This is a genomic window from Streptomyces thermospinosisporus, assembly GCF_039526425.1.
GTDB classification, from domain to species: domain Bacteria; phylum Actinomycetota; class Actinomycetes; order Streptomycetales; family Streptomycetaceae; genus Streptomyces; species Streptomyces thermocarboxydovorans.
In genome coordinates this window covers 16,107-34,274 of the sequence record NZ_BAAAIZ010000051.1, presented here as the reverse complement: position 1 = coordinate 34,274, position 18,168 = coordinate 16,107, and the positions used below count along the sequence as shown (strand labels likewise).

Sequence of the window (18,168 nt, the reverse complement as noted above, 5' to 3'; positions counted from 1 at the left end):
TAAGTCTGTGGTCTGAAACGGGGGTCCTGGGGCCGGCGGCCTCCTGTGGGAAGGCCGCCGGACTCCCGTCAGACCTCTTCGACGCTGCTCGGCTCGCGCCGGGACAGGTCGATACCGAGCTCCTCCGCTGCGCGGAAGACGTCCTCGTCGGTGTCACGCATCTCGATGGACATACCGTCGCTGGACAGCACCTCCACGTTCAGGCAGAGCGACTGCATCTCCTTGATGAGCACCTTGAAGGACTCGGGGATGCCGGGTTCGGGGATGTTCTCGCCCTTGACGATGGCCTCGTAGACCTTCACGCGGCCGGTGACGTCGTCGGACTTGATGGTCAGCAGCTCCTGGAGGGCGTAGGCGGCGCCGTACGCCTCGAGTGCCCACACCTCCATCTCGCCGAACCGCTGGCCACCGAACTGGGCCTTACCGCCCAGCGGCTGCTGGGTGATCATCGAGTACGGACCGGTCGAGCGGGCGTGCAGCTTGTCGTCGACCAGGTGGTGCAGCTTGAGGATGTACATGTACCCGACGGAGATCGGGTCCGGGAACGGCTCACCGGAGCGGCCGTCGAACAGCCGCGCCTTGCCGGACGGCAGCACCAGGCGGTCGCCGTCGCGGTTGGGCATGGTGTGCTCCAGCAGACCGGCGAGCTCGTCCTCGCGGGCACCGTCGAAGACCGGGGTGGCCACGTTGGTGCGCGGCTCGACGCGGTCGGCTCCGATCGCCTGGAGGCGCTTGGCCCACTCCTCCTGGAGGCCGGAGACGTCCCAGCCCTGGCTGGCGAGCCAGCCGAGGTGGATCTCCAGGACCTGTCCCGGGTTCATGCGGGACGGCACACCCAGCGGGTTGAGGATGATGTCGACCGGGGTGCCGTCCTCCAGGAACGGCATGTCCTCGATCGGCAGGATCTTGGAGATGACGCCCTTGTTGCCGTGGCGGCCGGCGAGCTTGTCACCGTCGGTGATCTTGCGCTTCTGCGCGACGTAGACGCGGACCAGCTGGTTCACGCCCGGCGGCAGCTCGTCGCCCTCCTCGCGGTCGAAGACGCGCACGCCGATGACCTTGCCGGTCTCGCCGTGCGGCACCTTCAGCGAGGTGTCACGGACCTCACGGGCCTTCTCACCGAAGATCGCGCGCAGCAGGCGCTCCTCGGGGGTCAGCTCGGTCTCACCCTTCGGGGTGACCTTGCCGACGAGGATGTCGCCGGCGATGACCTCGGCACCGATGCGGATGATGCCGCGCTCGTCGAGGTCGGCGAGGACCTCCTCGGAGACGTTCGGGATGTCCCGGGTGATCTCCTCGGGGCCGAGCTTGGTGTCACGGGCGTCGACCTCGTGCTCCTCGATGTGGATCGAGGAGAGGACGTCGTCCTGCACGAGGCGCTGCGACAGGATGATCGCGTCCTCGTAGTTGTGGCCCTCCCACGGCATGAACGCGACCAGGAGGTTCTTGCCGAGCGCCATCTCGCCGTTCTGGGTGGCCGGGCCGTCGGCCAGGACCTGCCCCTCGACGACGCGGTCGCCCTCGGAGACGATGACCTTCTGGTTGACCGAGGTGCCCTGGTTGGAGCGGGCGAACTTGGCCAGGCGGTACGTGATGTACGTGCCGTCGTCGTTGGCGGTGGTGATGTAGTCCGCGGAGACCTCCTGGACCACACCGGACTTCTCGGCCTTGACGACGTCGCCGGCGTCGACGGCGGAGCGGTACTCCATGCCGGTGCCGACGAGCGGGGCCTCCGCCTGGATCAGCGGAACGGCCTGGCGCATCATGTTCGCGCCCATGAGGGCACGGTTGGCGTCGTCGTGCTCCAGGAAGGGGATCATGGCGGTCGCGACCGACACCATCTGGCGCGGCGAGACGTCCATGTAGTCCACGTCCTCGGGGCCGACGTAGTCGACCTCGCCGCCCTTGCGGCGGACCAGCACGCGGTTCTCGGCGAACCGCAGGTCGTCGGTGAGCGGCGCGTTGGCCTGCGCGATGACGTAGCGGTCCTCCTCGTCGGCGGTCAGGTAGTTCACCTCGTCGGTGACCTGGCCGTCGACGACCTTGCGGTACGGCGTCTCGACGAAACCGAAGGCGTTGACCCGGCCGTAGGTGGCGAGCGAGCCGATCAGACCGATGTTCGGGCCTTCCGGCGTCTCGATCGGGCACATGCGGCCGTAGTGCGAGGGGTGCACGTCACGGACCTCGAAGCCGGCCCGCTCACGGGAGAGACCACCCGGGCCGAGCGCGGACAGACGACGCTTGTGCGTCAGCCCGGACAGCGGGTTGTTCTGGTCCATGAACTGGGACAGCTGGCTGGTGCCGAAGAACTCCTTGATGGAGGCGACGACCGGCCGGATGTTGATCAGGGTCTGCGGCGTGATCGCCTCGACGTCCTGCGTGGTCATGCGCTCGCGCACGACGCGCTCCATCCGGGCCAGACCCGTGCGGACCTGGTTCTGGATGAGCTCGCCGACGCTGCGCAGACGGCGGTTGCCGAAGTGGTCGATGTCGTCGGTCTCGACGACGACCGTCTCGCCGTTGTCGCCGACCGTCTCGGTCTCGCCGGCGTGCAGCTTCACCAGGTACTTGATCGTCGCGATGATGTCCTCGACGGTCAGGATGCCCGCGTCCAGCGGGGTGTCCGTACCCAGCTTCTTGTTGACCTTGTAGCGGCCGACCTTGGCGAGGTCGTAGCGCTTGGGGTTGAAGTAGAGGTTCTCCAGCAGCGTCTGCGCGGCCTCACGCGTGGGGGGCTCGCCCGGACGCAGCTTGCGGTAGATGTCGAGCAGTGCGTCGTCCTGGCCCTGGGTGTGGTCCTTCTCCAGGGTGGCGCGCATCGACTCGTACTCGCCGAACTCCTCCAGGATCTGCTCGGTGGTCCAGCCGAGCGCCTTGAGCAGCACGGTGACGGACTGCTTGCGCTTGCGGTCGATGCGCACACCGACCATGTCGCGCTTGTCGATCTCCATCTCCAGCCAGGCACCCCGGGAGGGGATGATCTTGGCGGAGAAGATGTCCTTGTCCGAGGTCTTGTCGATGCTGGAGTCGAAGTAGACACCAGGCGAACGGACCAGCTGCGACACCACGACACGCTCGGTGCCGTTGATGACGAAGGTGCCCTTGTTCGTCATGAGCGGGAAGTCGCCCATGAAGACGGTCTGGGACTTGATCTCGCCGGTCTCGTTGTTGGTGAACTCGGCGGTGACGAAGAGCGGAGCCGCGTAGGTGAAGTCGCGCTCCTTGCACTCGTCGATGCTGTTCTTCGGCGGCTCGAAGCGATGGTCACGGAAGGTCAGCGACATCGACCCGGAGAAGTCCTCGATCGGAGAGATCTCCTCGAAGATCTCCTCCAGACCGGACTTGGTGGGGACGTCCTGACCGTTCTCGAGAGCCTCCTCGACGCGAGCCTTCCACGCGTCGTTGCCGAGCAGCCAGTCGAAGCTCTCGGTCTGGAGCGCGAGAAGGTTCGGAACCTCGAGGGGCTCCTTGATCTTTGCAAAGGAGATGCGCAGCGGGGCGGTGCTGGCGCCGTTGTTCGTATTCGCGGTCGAGGCGTTGCGCGAGGCGGCCAAGAGGGGGTCCTTCCGAGGGCTCGGACTCACTACGCGCGTACCGGTCCCCCACCGTGCCCCGGGACAGACTCCTTCTGACGTGACCGAAAGGCCAGGTCAGAGGCGTTCTGTACGTCGGTGCTGAGGCGAGGGCAGACCCCTGGTGACGGGCAGGGGGCAGCTAACAGGCAGCGCAAAGGGTCAGTGTAGCCACTCGGCACACTGATGTCCAGTGCGGGTTTTCACGACCCTCGTTGTTCTCAACGCCCTCGGCATGCCTGCCCTCAATGCACGTTGATACTGCCCTCTTCGTCGTCGATCCATGCCTCGGATTCGGATCCTTGTGACGACGCGTCCTGAGAATTGCGCGCTGCGTGCGGTTCGTCAAGGCCCCCTTGCCCGAACTGCCCGAACCGAGACGCCCGAAGAGACGACGATGATCACCATACCCCCCGTCACCGGGCGTGCAAGGCAACCACGGGGACGCCCGCCGGAACGCCGAAGAGCGACCACCCGGTTGGATGATCGCTCTTCGGTCCTGCAGCGTTACAAGGCCCCTACGAGACCCTGTGCGACAAGGTCTTACTTGACCTCGACCGAGGCGCCGGCGCCCTCGAGGGCCTCCTTGGCCTTGTCGGCGGCCTCCTTGTTGACCTTCTCGAGAACCGGCTTCGGGGTGCCGTCGACCAGGTCCTTGGCCTCCTTCAGGCCCAGGGAGGTCAGCTCGCGCACGACCTTGATGACCTGGATCTTCTTGTCGCCGGCACCGGTGAGGATGACGTCGAACTCGTCCTTCTCCTCAGCAGCGCCGGCCTCGCCGCCGCCCTGAGCAGCGCCACCGGCCATGACGACCGGAGCGGCCGCGGCGGCGGTGACGTCGAACTTCTCCTCGAAGGCCTTCACGAACTCGGAGAGCTCGATGAGGGTCATCTCCTCGAACTGGGCCAGCAGCTCGTCCTGGGTGAGCTTCGCCATGGTGGCGGGTCCTTCCACTAAATCGGCAGGTGCCGGATGTACTGGGTGAGGCGGGCGTACGTCGGGCCCGCATCGACCCTCGCCTCATGCAGCGAGGATCGGAAAGCGAGCCGAATTACTCGGCACCGCCCTGCTCGGCCTGCTTGGCACGAAGCGCGTCGACGGTGCGGACGAGCTTCGAGGGCAGCGCCTGGAAGACGGAGGCAGCCTGGGACTGCTTCGCCTTGAAGGCACCGGCCAGCTTGCTGAGCAGAACCTCGCGGGACTCGAGGTCCGCAAGCTTCTTGATCTCGTCGGCGGACAGCGCCTTGCCGTCAAGGACACCGCCCTTGATGACGAGATTCGGGTTCTCCTTGGCGAAGTCACGAAGACCCTTCGCCGACTCCACCGGGTCACCGGTGACGAAGGCGACGGCCGTCGGACCAGCGAAGAGCTGGTCGTCCAGCGTGATCCCGGCCTCGTTGGCCGCAATCTTGGTCAGCGTGTTCTTCACCACGGAGTACTGGGCGTTCTCACCGAGCGAACGACGCAGCGTCTTGAGCTGCGCCACGGTGAGACCGCGGTACTCGGTCAGCACGGCGGCGTTGGAGTTGCGGAACTTGTCCGTCAGCTCGGCAACCGCGGCAGCCTTGTCGGGCCTCGCCATAGAGCCTCGGCCTCCTTCCGGGTGATTCGGACCGCGCGGACCCGAAGGAGGACTGGGGAAAACGAAACGCCCCGGGCGCAGGCACACGGGGCGTAGCTCAACCGCTTCCTCGACGCACGGGGCGGCGAGTCACGGGAACTCTTCCACTGTCACCTGCGCGGGTCGTCCGCAGTTCAGCGGATCCTTCGGCCACCGAGCCCTCTTACGAGCGCACGGCAACGACCAGCGGTCTTTGGCTTCCGTGGAAGAGTACGTGACCGGATCGTCGTCAGGCAAATCGGCCGGACGGGGGCTGCAAGGGGCTCAGGCCCCCAGGTCCGCACCGGACTCCTCACCGAGGCCCGCACCGGACTCACCGCCGAGGCGCTCCAGCTCCTCGAGCATCTCCATGAAGTCGAAGGTGTCGCCGGCCGGCGGGGCCTGGACGTCGGCCTTCGCGCCGTAGTCGGAGTAGTGGGCCGTCATCTTCATCGTGCCCTGCGGGAACTTCATCCCGACGACCATCTTCACCGGCAGGTCGTCCTCGTTGACCCAGACCTCGGTGTCGTAGCCCTTCATGCCGGCCTTCTCCAGGCCGTCGACCAGCTCCTGGCGCTCCTTCTTCGAGAGCATGCTCTCGGCGCCCTGGTTGGCCTCCAGCATCTCCTGGACGCTCAGCGTGCCCTTGTAGTGCTCCGTGTCGACGCCGTCGGCCTTCTCCGGGCCGACGTGCTTGAGGTTGGGCGACTCCAGCAGCAGGGCGAGCTGCTGGGCCGGGTCCTGGTTCATGTTCTGCAGGCTCTGGGTCATCTGCCGCTGCGCGTCGGCGTCACCGGACTTCTCGGCCAGTGCGCCGAAGTCCATCTTCATCCAGTGCTTGCCGTCCATCTCGGCGACCTGCTTGGCGCCCATGTTCATGTACATGACGTCGTCGAGCATGATCATGCGCATCTGCTCGGGCGCCTCCGGGTCGCCGGCGGCGAGCGCGGAGCCCCTCATGGTGACGTCCATGACGCCCGGGTCCCAGCCCTGGACACCCGAGATCTCCGTGGTGCCGCCGCCCGCCGCGGCCGGCATGGCCATGGTGATCCGCACCTTGGCTGACTTGACCTCGGAGGTCTTCCTGTAGGCGGCCTGCAGCACCTCGGTCATGCTGCTCTGCGACCTGGCCCCGGAGTCCGAGGAGCCCGCCGCCTTCTTCCCGCCCCCGTCACCGTCCTGGCAGCCCGCGACCCCCGCCACGACGGCCGCTGCCGTCAGACAGACACCTGCGCGCTTCCATGCGGACATGGCCATGAATTCCCCCCTGTGTTTCTTCCAGCTGTCTCTGCCCAGCTGTATCTGCTGTATCTGCTGTATCTGCTGTGTCCCGCGCCGTGCACGCGTCTCCCTGCGCCGTGCACGCACCTCGGATCAATGCCTGGAACGTTAACGCACCGCGCTGACACAGGCGCAGGAAAAAACCCGCCCCCTCGCCCTGGCGGGCGTGGGGGCGGGCTTCACAGCGCGCGCGGACCGGCCGGGCTCAGGCCGCGGCCGGGTCCTCCTCGACGAGGAGGTTGCGGGTGCGGTTCGGGTCGACCGGAATGCCGGGGCCCATCGTGGTGGTGATGGCGGCCTTCTTGATGTAGCGCCCCTTGGCGGCCGACGGCTTCAGACGGAGGATCTCCTCCAGCGCGGCGGCGTAGTTCTCCACCAGCTGGGTGTCGTCGAACGACGTCTTGCCGATGATGAAGTGCAGGTTCGCGTGCTTGTCGACACGGAACTCGATCTTGCCGCCCTTGATGTCGTTGACAGCCTTGGCGACGTCCGGGGTCACGGTGCCGGTCTTGGGGTTCGGCATCAGACCACGGGGACCGAGCACGCGGCCGAGGCGGCCGACCTTGCCCATGAGGTCCGGGGTGGCGACGACGGCGTCGAAGTCCAGACGGCCCTTCGAGACCTCGTCGATCAGCTCGTCGGCGCCGACGATATCGGCGCCCGCGGCACGCGCGGCCTCGGCACGGTCGCCGGTCGCGAAGACCAGGACCCGGGCGGTCTTACCGGTGCCGTGCGGGAGGTTCACGGTGCCACGGACCATCTGGTCGGCCTTGCGCGGGTCGACACCCAGGCGGAAGGCGACCTCGACGGTGGCGTCGAACTTGGTCGTGGAGGTCTCCTTGGCGAGACGGACGGCCTCAAGCGGGGCGTAGAGCTTTTCCCGGTTGACCTTGGCGTCCGCAGCGCGGAGAGCCTTGCTGCGCTTGCTCACTTAAAGCTCCTGGAGGTTCTTAGGAGTTGTGGTCCGGGCCGAGCAGGCCCTTCCACACTTCTGTGGTGGCTTGGGGAGGTGGAGGTCAGCCCTCGACCGTGACGCCCATGGAACGGGCGGTGCCGGCGATGATCTTCTCGGCGGCGTCCAGGTCGTTGGCGTTGAGGTCGGGCATCTTGGTCTGGGCGATCTCACGGACCTGGTCGCGGGTGATCTTGGCGACCTTGGTCTTGTGCGGCTCGCCGGAGCCCTTCTCCACGCCCGCGGCCTTGAGGATCATCTTGGCGGCCGGCGGGGTCTTGGTGATGAAGGTGAAGGAACGGTCCTCGTAGACCGTGATCTCCACCGGGATGACCCAACCGCGCTGCGACTCGGTCGCGGCGTTGTAGGCCTTGCAGAACTCCATGATGTTCACGCCGTGCTGACCCAGCGCGGGGCCGACCGGCGGGGCCGGGTTGGCGGCACCGGCCTGGATCTGGAGCTTGATGAGCCCCGTGACCTTCTTCTTCTTGGGAGGCATGGCTCTCCGGGTCCTTTCGCATTCGGGTCCTGCCCGCGTCATCGGGGACCACCCGGACGCAGGCATACCGCGCAACTTTAACGGGTAGAGATGCGCGGCCAAAAACCGAGCAGGTCAGACGAGACGCGAGCGCCTGTCTGACCTGCTCGGAAGTAGTACGTCCAGAAAGTACTGAGCGCGCTCAGTTCTTCTGGATCTGGTCGAACGACAGCTCGACGGGCGTCTCGCGGCCGAAGATCTCCACCAGGCCCTTGACCTTCTTCGAGTCGGGGTTGATCTCGTTGATGGTCGCCTGCAGCGTGGCGAACGGGCCGTCGGTGACGGTGACCGAGTCGCCCACCTCGAAGTCCAGCACCTGGACCTCGACCTTGCGCTGCGGAGCCGGCTTGCCCTCGGCCTCGGCGGCCTCCCGGGCGGCCTTCTCCTCGGCCTCCGGGGCGAGCATCTTGACGATCTCGTCCAGGGTCAGCGGGTACGGGTCGTAGGCGTTGCCGACGAAGCCGGTGACACCCGGCGTGTTGCGCACGACGCCCCAGGACTCGTTCGTCAGATCCATCCGGACCAGGACGTAGCCCGGCAGCTTGTTCTGCTTGATCGTCTTGCGCTCGCCGTTCTTGATCTGGACGACCTCTTCCTGCGGCACCTCGGCCTGGAAGATGTAGTCCTCGACGTTCAGCGAGACGGCGCGCTGCTCGAGGTTGGTCTTCACCCGGTTCTCGTAACCGGCGTAGGTGTGGATGACGTACCACTCGCCGGGCAGGCCCCGCAGCTCCTCGCGGAGCTTCTCGACGGGGTCGCGCTCGTCCTCGGCCTCTTCCTCGGCGGCTTCCTCGCCCGCCTCGCCCTCGGCGGCCTCAGCCTCGGCAGCCTCGGTCTCCTCGGTGCCGGCCTCGTCCGCGGCGGCGTCCGCAGCCCCGGCCTCCTCCGAGGCCGCGGTGTCCTCGCTGTCCGCGCCCTTGGCAGTCTCGAGCTCGTCCTCGACGACGAACTCGGCCCCCTCGCCGCGAGGCTCAACGGCGTCGTTCACGTTCGGGTCAGACACGGTGGCTGCTTCTTCCTGGATACAGAGGGGTGGAACACGCGAAAGGGGCGCCGGGTACCTCGGCGCCCTTCGCTCTCGGCTCAGCCGAAGACGTACTTGGCGGCGTTGCTGAGGCCATAGTCGAACAGGGTGATCAGGCCGATCATGATGACGACGAAGATGATCACTGCGGTCGTGTACGACGTCAGCTGGTTGCGGGTGGGCCAGACGACCTTGCGGAGCTCAGCAACGATCTGACGGTAGAAGAGCGCGAGCCGCTTCAGCGGGCCCTTCTTGGCTCGCTTGCCGCCCTTACGGGGCTTCTTCCTGGAGTCCGGCGCCTCGTCCTGGGCATCAGGCATGTCGATGGAGCCCACGGCGTCCGTCACTCGTCCTCACCTGATTCCGGGTCGTGGCCGTGCCGCGCCCGGTCTGAGCCGCACGGCGGTGCATAGCTGTACGTACATGCGCACACATCCTGGCGAAGGTGTGTGTAGCAGGGCCGGAGGGACTTGAACCCCCAACCGCTGGTTTTGGAGACCAGTGCTCTACCAATTGAGCTACGACCCTTTGTGTGTTCCCCAACGTACCGCATCCAACCGGATGCTAGGTGTGCACCGGATGATCGCGGGCTGCTGGAGGCCAACGAGGTGAGAGTGTACGTGGTCTGCGGCCGGGCGTCGAACAGATACCTCCGGCGGTGGGCCGCCCGGGGCGAAGATCACGTACGGATCACATACATCGACGCCGCTCACGGGCGGCCGATCCGGACGGATGTTCAGGGTTTGCCCGGTCCTGTTCAGTCTGTGAAACCCCGGTGCCGTGCCGGTTTCCGGTCTGAAACGATGGGCCCATGAGCGCTGCAACCCCTCCCACCGAGCGCCGGGTCTCCGCCCGCATCGGCGCGATCTCCGAGTCCGCCACTCTCGCCGTGGACGCCAAGGCCAAGGCCCTCAAGGCCGCCGGGCGGCCGGTGATCGGCTTCGGTGCCGGTGAGCCCGACTTCCCGACTCCGGACTACATCGTCGAGGCCGCGATCGAGGCCTGCAAGAACCCGAAGTACCACCGCTACACCCCGGCCGGCGGCCTGCCCGAGCTGAAGAACGCGATCGCCGCGAAGACGCTGCGCGACTCCGGCTACGAGGTGGACGCCTCGCAGATCCTGGTCACCAACGGCGGCAAGCAGGCCATCTACGAGGCCTTCGCCGCGATCCTGGACCCGGGCGACGAGGTCATCGTGCCCGCGCCGTACTGGACGACGTACCCCGAGTCGATCCGGCTGGCCGGCGGTGTGCCGGTCGAGGTGGTCGCCGACGAGACGACCGGCTACCGGGTCACCGTGGAGCAGCTCGAGGCCGCCCGCACCGAGAAGACCAAGGTCGTCCTGTTCGTCTCCCCCTCCAACCCGACCGGCGCCGTCTACAGCGAGGCCGAGACCGAGGCGATCGGCCGCTGGGCCGTCGAGCACGGGCTGTGGGTGCTGACCGACGAGATCTACGAGCACCTGGTCTACGGCGACGCGGTCTCCGTCTCGCTGCCCGCGCTGCTGCCCGAGCTGCGCGACAAGTGCATCGTGGTCAACGGTGTGGCCAAGACGTACGCGATGACCGGCTGGCGCGTGGGCTGGATCATCGGCCCGAAGGACGTCGTCAAGGCGGCGACCAACCTGCAGTCGCACGCCACCTCCAACGTCTCCAACGTGGCGCAGGCGGCGGCGCTGGCCGCGGTCTCCGGCGACCTGGAGGCGGTGGCGAAGATGCGGGAGGCGTTCGACCGGCGCCGCAAGACCATCGTGCGGATGCTCAACGAGATCGACGGCGTGGTCTGCCCGGAGCCGGAGGGCGCGTTCTACGCCTACCCGTCGGTGAAGGCGCTGATCGGCAAGGAGATCCGGGGCAGGCGTCCGCAGAACACGGTGGAGCTGGCGGCGCTCATCCTGGAGGAGGCCGAGGTCGCGGTGGTGCCGGGTGAGGCGTTCGGCACGCCCGGGTATCTGCGGCTGTCGTACGCGCTGGGGGACGAGGACCTCGTCGAGGGGGTCTCGCGGATCCAGAAGCTGCTGGCGGAGGCGCGGGACTGACGGGACCGGCGGGACTGAGGTTCCGGTCCGGTTCCGGTTCTGTGCGGCTTGGGCGCCCGGGTTTCCCGGGCGCCCTTTGTCGTGGGTCGTGGGGGTACGGGCAGGGGTGCGTTCACGTCAGGGGGGTCGTTTGTGCGAGCAAGACCACGTATGGGGAAAGCGCTACCGGGGCGGGCGGGGCGTGCGGCAGGATCCTGGGATGGAGCGTGTACGTGATCTCTCTGAGCTTCCGAAGGCCCATCTGCACCTGCACTTCACCGGGTCGATGCGGCCCGCCACCCTGCTGGAACTGGCCGACAAGTACGGTGTGCGCCTGCCCGAGACGCTGACCGACGCGCTGATCAGCGGGGAGCCGCCCCGGCTGCGGGCCACCGACGAGCGGGGCTGGTTCCGCTTCCAGCGGCTGTACGACGCCGCCCGCTCCTGCCTGCGCGAGCCGGACGACATCCGGCGCCTGGTGCGGGAGGCTGCGGAGGAGGATCTGCAGGACGGCTCCGGCTGGCTGGAGATCCAGGTCGACCCGACCTCGTACGCGCCCCGGCTCGGCGGGCTGATCCCGGCGCTGGAGATCATCCTGGACGCGGTGGACGCGGCGATGCGGGACACCGGCCTCGGGATCCGGGTCCTGGTGGCCGCCAACCGGATGAAGCACCCGCTGGACGCGCGCACCCTGGCCCGGCTGGCGGTGCGGTACGCGGACCGGGGAGTGATCGGGTTCGGGCTCTCCAACGACGAGCGGCGCGGCCTGGCCCGCGACTTCGACCGGGCGTTCGCCATCGCGCGCGAGGGCGGGCTGCTGTCGGCGCCGCACGGGGGCGAGCTGACCGGGCCCGCGTCGGTGCGGGACTGCCTGGACGACCTGGAGGCCGACCGGATCGGTCACGGGGTGCGGGCCGCGGAGGACCCGCGGCTGCTGCAGCGGCTGGCGGACCGGCAGGTGACGTGCGAGGTGTGCCCGGCGTCGAACGTGGCGCTGGGGGTGTACGAGAAGCCGCAGGACGTTCCGCTGCGGACGCTGTTCGACGCGGGGGTGCCGCTGGCTCTGGGCGCCGATGATCCGCTGCTGTTCGGGTCGCGGCTGGCGGCGCAGTACGAGATCGCGCGGCGGCACCACGGGTTCTCGGACGCGGAGCTGGCGGAGCTGGCCCGGCAGTCGGTGCGGGGGTCGGTGGCTCCGGAGGACGTGAAGGCGAAGCTGCTGTCCGGGATCGACGACTGGCTCAACACGCCGCTCGCCTGAGCTTGCGGGGTCTTTCTGGAGGAGGGGGGCTCTCCAGAGGCTGACGCCCAGGGTTCAGAGGCTGACGCCCACCGTCACCGGCTCGTTGACCAGGGTGATCCCGAAGGTGCCGCGGACGCCGGTGACCACCTCGCGGGCGAGGGCCAGCAGGTCCTCGGTGGTGGCGTTGCCTCGGTTGGTCAGGGCGAGGGTGTGCTTGGTGGAGATGCGGGCGGGGCCCTCGCCGTAGCCCTTGGTGAAGCCTGCCTTGTCGATGAGCCAGGCGGCGGAGGTCTTGGTGTGTCCGTCGCCGGCCGGGTAGGCGGGGGGCTCGGCGTCGGGGCCGAGGTGCTGCTTCACGCGGGTGCGGAACGCCTGGAACTCGTCGTCGGTGAGGATCGGGTTGGTGAAGAAGGAGCCGGCCGACCAGGTGTCGTGGTCCTCGGGGTCGAGGACCATGCCCTTGCCGGCGCGCAGCTTGAGCACGGTCTCGCGGGCCGTGGCGAGGGGGACGCGGTCGCCGGGTTCCACGCCGAGGGCGCGGGCGGTCTCGGCGTACCGGATCGGGCCGGAGAGGCCGCCGGCGTCCTCCAGGTCGAAGCGGACGCGCAGGACGACGTAGCGGGTGGGGTCGCCCTTGAAGCGGCTGTGGCGGTAGGAGAAGGCGCAGTCGGCGTTGGAGAGGGTGACCGTCTCGCGGGTGCGGCGGTCGTAGGCGATCACCTCGGTGATCGTGGAGGAGACCTCCTGGCCGTAGGCGCCGACGTTCTGGATGGGGGTGGCTCCGGCGGAGCCGGGGATGCCGGACAGGCACTCGATGCCGGCGAGGCCGGCCTCCACGGTGCGGGCCACGGCGTCGGTCCAGACCTCGCCGGCGGCGAGTTCCAGGCGGGTGCCGTCGAGGGTGAAGCCCTTGGTGGCGATGACCAGGGCGGTGCCGTCGAAGCCCTTGTCGCCGATGACGAGGTTGGAGCCGCCGCCGATGATGAGGAGCGGGGTGCCGGTGTCGTCGGCCTCGCGGACGACGGAGATCACCTCGTCGTCGGTCGTCGCGGTGACCAGGCGGGCGGCGGGTCCGCCCAGCCGGAAGGTGGTCAGCGGGGCGAGCGGGGCATCAAAGAGTTCCTGCACGCCGCCAAGCGTACGGGGGCGCTGGTCGCTGAGACCTACGGGGCCGGGTGGGTGGGGGTGCGCGTCGACTGTGGCTGGAGGTGGGTGGGGGTTCGCGTGGCCATGCCTGCGGCGCAACTGCTCCTCCGGTGGGGGGTGCGCGTAGCGCCTACTGCCGGTGAGTGAGTCGGGGCCGGGGTGGTGGTATCCGTCCTCGGTCTGGCGCGAAATCGGTCACTTTTCGACTACTGGCGCGGACGCGCCAGCCGCTGCGGGCGGACACCACCACCCCGACCCCTCCCCGCCGCGCGCGTCCGCGGCCGCCTACGGCCGACTTCGCTCGCGCGCCGTGCGCGACTGCCGTAGCTGCGGGCAGTCGTGCCGCTGGGGCGATGGGGGTCCCCCCGCTCGAGCGAAGTCGAGAGTGGGGGAGGGTGGGCGATGGGGGTGCCCCCGCTCGAGCGCAGCCGAGAGTGGGGGCACCCCTCCAGCGGGGCTAGCGCAACCCACCCCCGCCCAGCACCCACCCCGGGTGCCCTAGGAAGGTCGGACCCCGCAGCGCCGCAGGCACACCGCACAGCCCACCCCCTCAATTCAGACGCCGCTGCGCCTCCTCCCACTCCACCGGCAGCTCACCGCCCTTCGCCGTCCAGCTGACGAACTTCGCCTCCCGCATCTGCCCAGCCAGCCCCCGAGAAGTACCCGCATGCGGCGCAGACCGAGCGAACTCACCGAGCGCCTTCGACGACTCCCAGGCCGAAAGAGTCCAGAAGGTGCGCTTGAACACCTCCGCCTTCAGCGTCGCCCCGTACGCCCCCGGCGCCCTGCTCACCTGGCGCCACACACCAGGCGTCCTGAAGAAGAACTTCAGCGCCCCCCACAGCGACTTCGTCTCGAACCGCGAGGCGAAGACATGCGCCTCGGCACCGGCCGGCGGAGTGTTCGGAACGGTCCAGGGAAGAGTAGGCATGATCGTGCTCCTTTGGGTTCCGCCCGTTCAGGCGGTCGTGGATTCCAGAACCTGCTCGGCCGGACGGCCGGCGGCCGGGGGTTCACTCGGGCGCCCCGCCTTGCGCCCCGGCACGACCAGCGCCGCCACGGCCGCGAGGCCGACGGCCGCCGCCCCCACCACCAGGGCCGGCCGCAGCCCGTCGACAAAGGCCTGCGGCGTCTCGTAGCCGCCCTGCGCGGAGAAGATCGAGGCCATCACGGCGATGCCGAGCGCCCCGCCCACCTCACGCAGCGCGTTGTTGGCCCCGGAGGCGATGCCCTGCTCCTTCGGCAGCACGCTGGACATCACGATGTTGGAGGCCGGCGCGAAGAACAGCGCCATGCCGACCCCGCTGATGATCAGCGCGGGCAGCTGCGTGGCGTAGGAGACGTCGGCGGTGACGATCACCGCGAAGTACGCGAGCCCGAGCGCCTGGAGGAGCAGCCCGGTGGCGACGACCGGCCGCCCGCCGATGCGGTCGGAGAGGATCCCGGCGATGGGCGCGACCAGCATGGGCATGCCCGTCCAGGGCAGCATGCGCAGCCCGGCCTCGGTGGGCGAGTAGCCGAGCACGCCCTGGAGGTACTGGCTGAGCAGGAAGATCGAGCCGAACATGCCGAGGAACATCAGCAGGCTCGCCGCGTTGATGCCGGAGAAGGCACGGGAGCGGAACAGCCGCATCGGCAGCATGGGGTTCCTGGCGCGGATGCTGTAGAGGACGAAGGCGACGAGCAGCGCGCCTCCGGCGACCAGGCCGGTGAGCACCGTGCCGCCGGTCCACCCGTCGACCGGCCCGCGGACCAGCCCGTAGACGATGCCGAAGAGGCCGCCGCTGGCCAGCAGGGTGCCGGGTATGTCGAGCGGTGCTCCGGTGCCATGGGACTCGGCGAGGCGCAGCCGGGCGAGCGGGATCAGGGCGAGGCCCAGCGGGACGTTGAGCCAGAAGATCCACTGCCAGGCGATGTGCTCGGTGAGGCTGCCGCCGACCAGTGGCCCGGAGGCGACGGCCAGTCCGTTGACCGCGCCCCAGATGCCGTAGGCCATGCCGCGCCGGGCCTCGGGCACGGCGGCGGTCAGCAGGGTGAGGGTGAGCGGCATCATGACCGCGGCTCCGGCGCCCTGCACCGCGCGGGCGGCGATCAGGGTGTCGATGCCGGGGGCCATGGCCGCGGCCGCCGAGGCCAGGGTGAAGACGGAGAGGCCGGCGATGAACATCCGGCGGCGCCCGAAGCGGTCGCCGAGGGCCGCACCGAGCATCAGGAGTACGGCGAAGGTGAGCGTGTAGGCGCTCACGGTCCATTCCAGGTCGTGCAGTTCGCCGCCGAGGTCCTCGCGGATGGAGGGCAGGGCGGTGGTGACGACGAGGTTGTCGAGGGCCGCCATGAAGCCGGCGACGCTGGTGATGACGAGCGCCCAGACCACTCGGCGTGGGCTCTGCTGTGAGATCGCTGACATCTCTCCCCCAGGGAGTGTCGCTGTTAGTTATTGATGACTAACTTCTGCGCTCATGAAAAGGCGGAGTCCGCCTCTCCTGCGGGCGCGTCAGTGTTCCGGGCGGCCCTTCGTCCGGGCCGACTCGTAGACGCCTTCCCAGACCCGGTGCCCGGGCGGGAAGCCCATGGCGACCAGGCAGTTGATGAGCATTCCGTACGCCATGAAGGTCGTCGTCTCGCCGATGTCGGCCCCCAGCGGCAGATGGACGGTGTCCCACAGCCGCATCCAGCCGGCCCGCACCGCCTCACCGAACTCGTGGTCACCTTCCTGCTCCGCGGCGGCCACGGCCAGATACGTCTGCATCTGCATCATCAGCCGCTCGGGCTGCTCCGCGATGACGCGCGTATAGGCGTCGGCCATGGCATGCAGGGCCTCCTCGCCCTCCAGCCCTTCGGCGGCCTCGCTGAACGTACGGATGGTGTCCTCGATGCAGCGCTCGGCCGCGGCGAGGAAGATCGCCTTCTTGCCCGGGAAGAGCCGGAAGAGATACGGCTGTGAGACGCCGACCCGCTTGGCGATCGCCTCGGTCGACGTGCCGTAGTAGCCGCCACGGGCGAACTCGGCGGTCGCCGCACGGATCACGCTCTCGCGCCGCTCTTCCGCACTCATCCTGACCATGGACAGTAAGTTAGTACTCAATCACTAACTACGTCAAGGGGTTATGGGCCGGAGCTGCACGCGGCGGTCTTCCATGCGGCGGGCGGCCGCGTTCGGAGGGGATCAGAGGGGGCCGAGGACCTCCTCGGGGGCGGCCTTCAGCTCCAGGGTCTCGAGCACCGCGAGCAGGTGCCGCTCCTCGTAGCGGAAGTGGCTCTCCATGATCGCGGCGATGCCTTCGAGGTGGCGTTCCAGCTCCTCGGGCGGGGCCGCGTGGTCCACCGCGGTGCGCAGGCCGCCGAGCAGGTGGGCGATCATCGAGTGGTCCTGCTCCAGCGCGCGCAGCACCGGGCGGAGTTCCGGGTGCGCGGCAGCGATGGCCGGGAAGAGGGTGCGGTCCTCGCCCTGGTGGTGGACGTCGAGGGCCGTGCAGAAGCCGTGGCAGTAGAGCAGCAGATCACGGGTGGCCGTCTCGCCGGGGGTGCCGGCGGCGAGGGCGGTGCGGGTGACGTCCAGCGCTTCCCGCAGCCGGGTGTGCACCCGGCTCAGTTCCTGCCTCCAGGCGACCAGCCTGGTCGTCTCGCGCTCAGTCATGCGCGAGCGAAGGGTGCGACGAGTGCATCGTCGGCTCTCCTTCGGTCCGGCGCCTCCATGCCTGGCACGGTCTGCCACCGGCACGCGACGCTGCCGGAAGCCTACGGCGCGCGCGGCCCGTCCGTCAGCCCTTTTCGCGGTTGTGGATCAGGGGGCCGGCCGTCGGGAACGGCGAGGGGCGCCCGCCGCTGCGGACGCCCCTGGAGCTTGTGATCGGCTGTTGATCGGCTGCGGCTCACGCCAGCCGCACGACCGCCCGCGACATGCCCAGTACCTTCTGGCCGGCGCTGGTCACGGTGAGGTCCACGCGGACCTTGTTGTCCTCGAGCTTGGCGCCGACCTTGCCGCTGACCTCGATGACGGCGCCCTTGTCGTCGTTGGGGACGACGACCGGCTTGGTGAAGCGGACGCCGTACTCGACGACCGCGCCCGGGTCGCCGGTCCAGTCGGTCACGACCCGGATCGCCTCGGCCATGGTGAACATGCCGTGCGCGATGACGTCGGGCAGCCCGACCTCCTTGGCGAACTTCTCGTTCCAGTGGATCGGGTTGAAGTCGCCGGAGGCGCCCGCGTACTGCACCAGTGTGGCGCGGGTCACCGGGAAGGACTGCGCGGGCAGCTCGGTGCCGACCTCGACATCGGCGTAGGAGATCTTTGCGGTCATCGTGTTGCTCACGCCTCCTCGGCCGCGCGGGCCACCAGCTTGATCCAGGCGGTCACGACATGCTCGCCGGCCTCGTCGTGCACCTCGCCGCGGACGTCCAGTATGTCGTTGCCGGCCAGGGACTTGATCCCCTCGATGGTGGAGGTGACCGTCAGCCGGTCGCCGGCGCGCACGGGGCGGGAGTAGACGAACTTCTGGTCGCCGTGCACCACCCGGCTGTAGTCCAGGCCGAGCTGCGGGTCCTCGATGACCTGTCCGGCGGCCTTGAAGGTGACCGCGAAGACGAAGGTCGGCGGGGCGATCACATCCGGGTAGCCGAGCGCCTTGGCGGCCTCCGCGTCCGTGTAGACCGGGTTGGTGTCGCCCACCGCCTCGGCGAACTCACGGATCTTCTCCCGGCCCACCTCGTAGGGGGCGGTGGGCGGGTAGCTCCGCCCCACGAAGGACTGGTCGAGCGCCATGCGCGCGTGCCTCCTGTGTCTGGTGTCGTAGCC

General features: G+C 68.7%; 17 protein-coding genes and 1 tRNA gene. 2 read left to right on the top strand and 16 right to left on the bottom strand.

Annotation, left to right across the window (positions count from 1 at the left end; translation table 11 throughout):
- Positions 1-68: 68 nt before the first annotated feature.
- The 9 genes from rpoB to ABD207_RS17915 all read right to left on the bottom strand — a co-directional run bounded on the left by rpoB (position 69) and on the right by ABD207_RS17915 (position 9,495).
- Entirely contained in the window at positions 69-3,554 is a 3,486-nt protein-coding gene (rpoB, locus tag ABD207_RS17955; RefSeq protein ID WP_344014095.1) for a DNA-directed RNA polymerase subunit beta, read from the bottom strand.
- A 561-nt stretch (positions 3,555-4,115) separates the two neighbouring features.
- Complete coding sequence (gene rplL, locus ABD207_RS17950) at positions 4,116-4,508, bottom strand: 50S ribosomal protein L7/L12 (RefSeq protein ID WP_167991104.1); 393 nt, start codon at positions 4,506-4,508, stop codon at positions 4,116-4,118.
- A gap of 115 nt (positions 4,509-4,623) precedes the next feature.
- The gene (rplJ, locus tag ABD207_RS17945; protein ID WP_344014094.1) at positions 4,624-5,154 is read right to left on the bottom strand and encodes a 50S ribosomal protein L10; all 531 of its coding nucleotides are present in this window, start codon (positions 5,152-5,154) and stop codon (positions 4,624-4,626) included.
- Between the two features lie 303 nt (positions 5,155-5,457).
- A complete protein-coding gene (locus ABD207_RS17940) occupies positions 5,458-6,429 on the bottom strand; it encodes an SCO4651 family lipoprotein (RefSeq protein ID WP_344014093.1) in 972 nt (323 codons plus the stop codon).
- 229 nt (positions 6,430-6,658) lie between these two features.
- A complete protein-coding gene (gene rplA / locus ABD207_RS17935) occupies positions 6,659-7,384 on the bottom strand; it encodes a 50S ribosomal protein L1 (RefSeq protein WP_344014092.1) in 726 nt (241 codons plus the stop codon).
- 85 nt (positions 7,385-7,469) lie between these two features.
- The gene (gene rplK, locus ABD207_RS17930) at positions 7,470-7,904 is read right to left on the bottom strand and encodes a 50S ribosomal protein L11 (protein WP_028420794.1); all 435 of its coding nucleotides are present in this window, start codon (positions 7,902-7,904) and stop codon (positions 7,470-7,472) included.
- A 181-nt stretch (positions 7,905-8,085) separates the two neighbouring features.
- Positions 8,086-8,946 (bottom strand): transcription termination/antitermination protein NusG, encoded by an 861-nt coding sequence (gene nusG / locus ABD207_RS17925; RefSeq protein WP_343997513.1) that lies wholly within the window; start codon positions 8,944-8,946, stop codon positions 8,086-8,088.
- A gap of 80 nt (positions 8,947-9,026) precedes the next feature.
- Positions 9,027-9,314 carry a preprotein translocase subunit SecE gene (gene secE / locus ABD207_RS17920; RefSeq protein WP_167991094.1) on the bottom strand — a complete coding sequence of 96 codons (288 nt, stop codon included), beginning with the start codon at positions 9,312-9,314 and terminating at the stop codon, positions 9,027-9,029.
- Between the two features lie 108 nt (positions 9,315-9,422).
- Positions 9,423-9,495 (bottom strand) — tRNA-Trp (locus ABD207_RS17915).
- Between the two features lie 283 nt (positions 9,496-9,778).
- Between ABD207_RS17915 and ABD207_RS17910 the strand changes: the two genes are divergently transcribed.
- Together ABD207_RS17910 and ABD207_RS17905 are read left to right on the top strand one after the other, a co-directional pair.
- A complete protein-coding gene (locus ABD207_RS17910) occupies positions 9,779-11,005 on the top strand; it encodes a pyridoxal phosphate-dependent aminotransferase (RefSeq protein WP_344014091.1) in 1,227 nt (408 codons plus the stop codon).
- 199 nt (positions 11,006-11,204) lie between these two features.
- Positions 11,205-12,245, top strand: a complete 1,041-nt coding sequence (locus tag ABD207_RS17905; protein ID WP_344014090.1) for an adenosine deaminase — start codon at positions 11,205-11,207, stop codon at positions 12,243-12,245.
- Between the two features lie 54 nt (positions 12,246-12,299).
- On the opposite strand, the gene ABD207_RS17900 is transcribed toward ABD207_RS17905, so the two are convergent.
- The 7 genes from ABD207_RS17900 to ABD207_RS17870 all read right to left on the bottom strand — a co-directional run bounded on the left by ABD207_RS17900 (position 12,300) and on the right by ABD207_RS17870 (position 18,135).
- Positions 12,300-13,355, bottom strand: a complete 1,056-nt coding sequence (locus ABD207_RS17900; RefSeq protein ID WP_344014089.1) for a UDP-N-acetylmuramate dehydrogenase — start codon at positions 13,353-13,355, stop codon at positions 12,300-12,302.
- A 568-nt stretch (positions 13,356-13,923) separates the two neighbouring features.
- Positions 13,924-14,304: a DUF3291 domain-containing protein gene (locus ABD207_RS17895; RefSeq protein ID WP_344014088.1), complete on the bottom strand. Its 381-nt coding sequence runs from the start codon at positions 14,302-14,304 to the stop codon at positions 13,924-13,926.
- 27 nt (positions 14,305-14,331) lie between these two features.
- Positions 14,332-15,771, bottom strand: coding sequence for a DHA2 family efflux MFS transporter permease subunit (locus tag ABD207_RS17890; RefSeq protein WP_344014204.1), 1,440 nt, complete (start codon positions 15,769-15,771; stop codon positions 14,332-14,334).
- A gap of 96 nt (positions 15,772-15,867) precedes the next feature.
- Positions 15,868-16,437 (bottom strand): TetR/AcrR family transcriptional regulator, encoded by a 570-nt coding sequence (locus tag ABD207_RS17885; RefSeq protein WP_344014087.1) that lies wholly within the window; start codon positions 16,435-16,437, stop codon positions 15,868-15,870.
- A 102-nt stretch (positions 16,438-16,539) separates the two neighbouring features.
- Positions 16,540-17,010 (bottom strand): hemerythrin domain-containing protein, encoded by a 471-nt coding sequence (locus tag ABD207_RS17880; protein ID WP_344014086.1) that lies wholly within the window; start codon positions 17,008-17,010, stop codon positions 16,540-16,542.
- Between the two features lie 235 nt (positions 17,011-17,245).
- Entirely contained in the window at positions 17,246-17,674 is a 429-nt protein-coding gene (locus ABD207_RS17875) for a MaoC family dehydratase (RefSeq protein ID WP_343997598.1), read from the bottom strand.
- An 8-nt stretch (positions 17,675-17,682) separates the two neighbouring features.
- Positions 17,683-18,135 (bottom strand): FAS1-like dehydratase domain-containing protein, encoded by a 453-nt coding sequence (locus ABD207_RS17870; RefSeq protein ID WP_343997507.1) that lies wholly within the window; start codon positions 18,133-18,135, stop codon positions 17,683-17,685.
- Between the last annotated feature and the right edge of the window lie 33 nt (positions 18,136-18,168).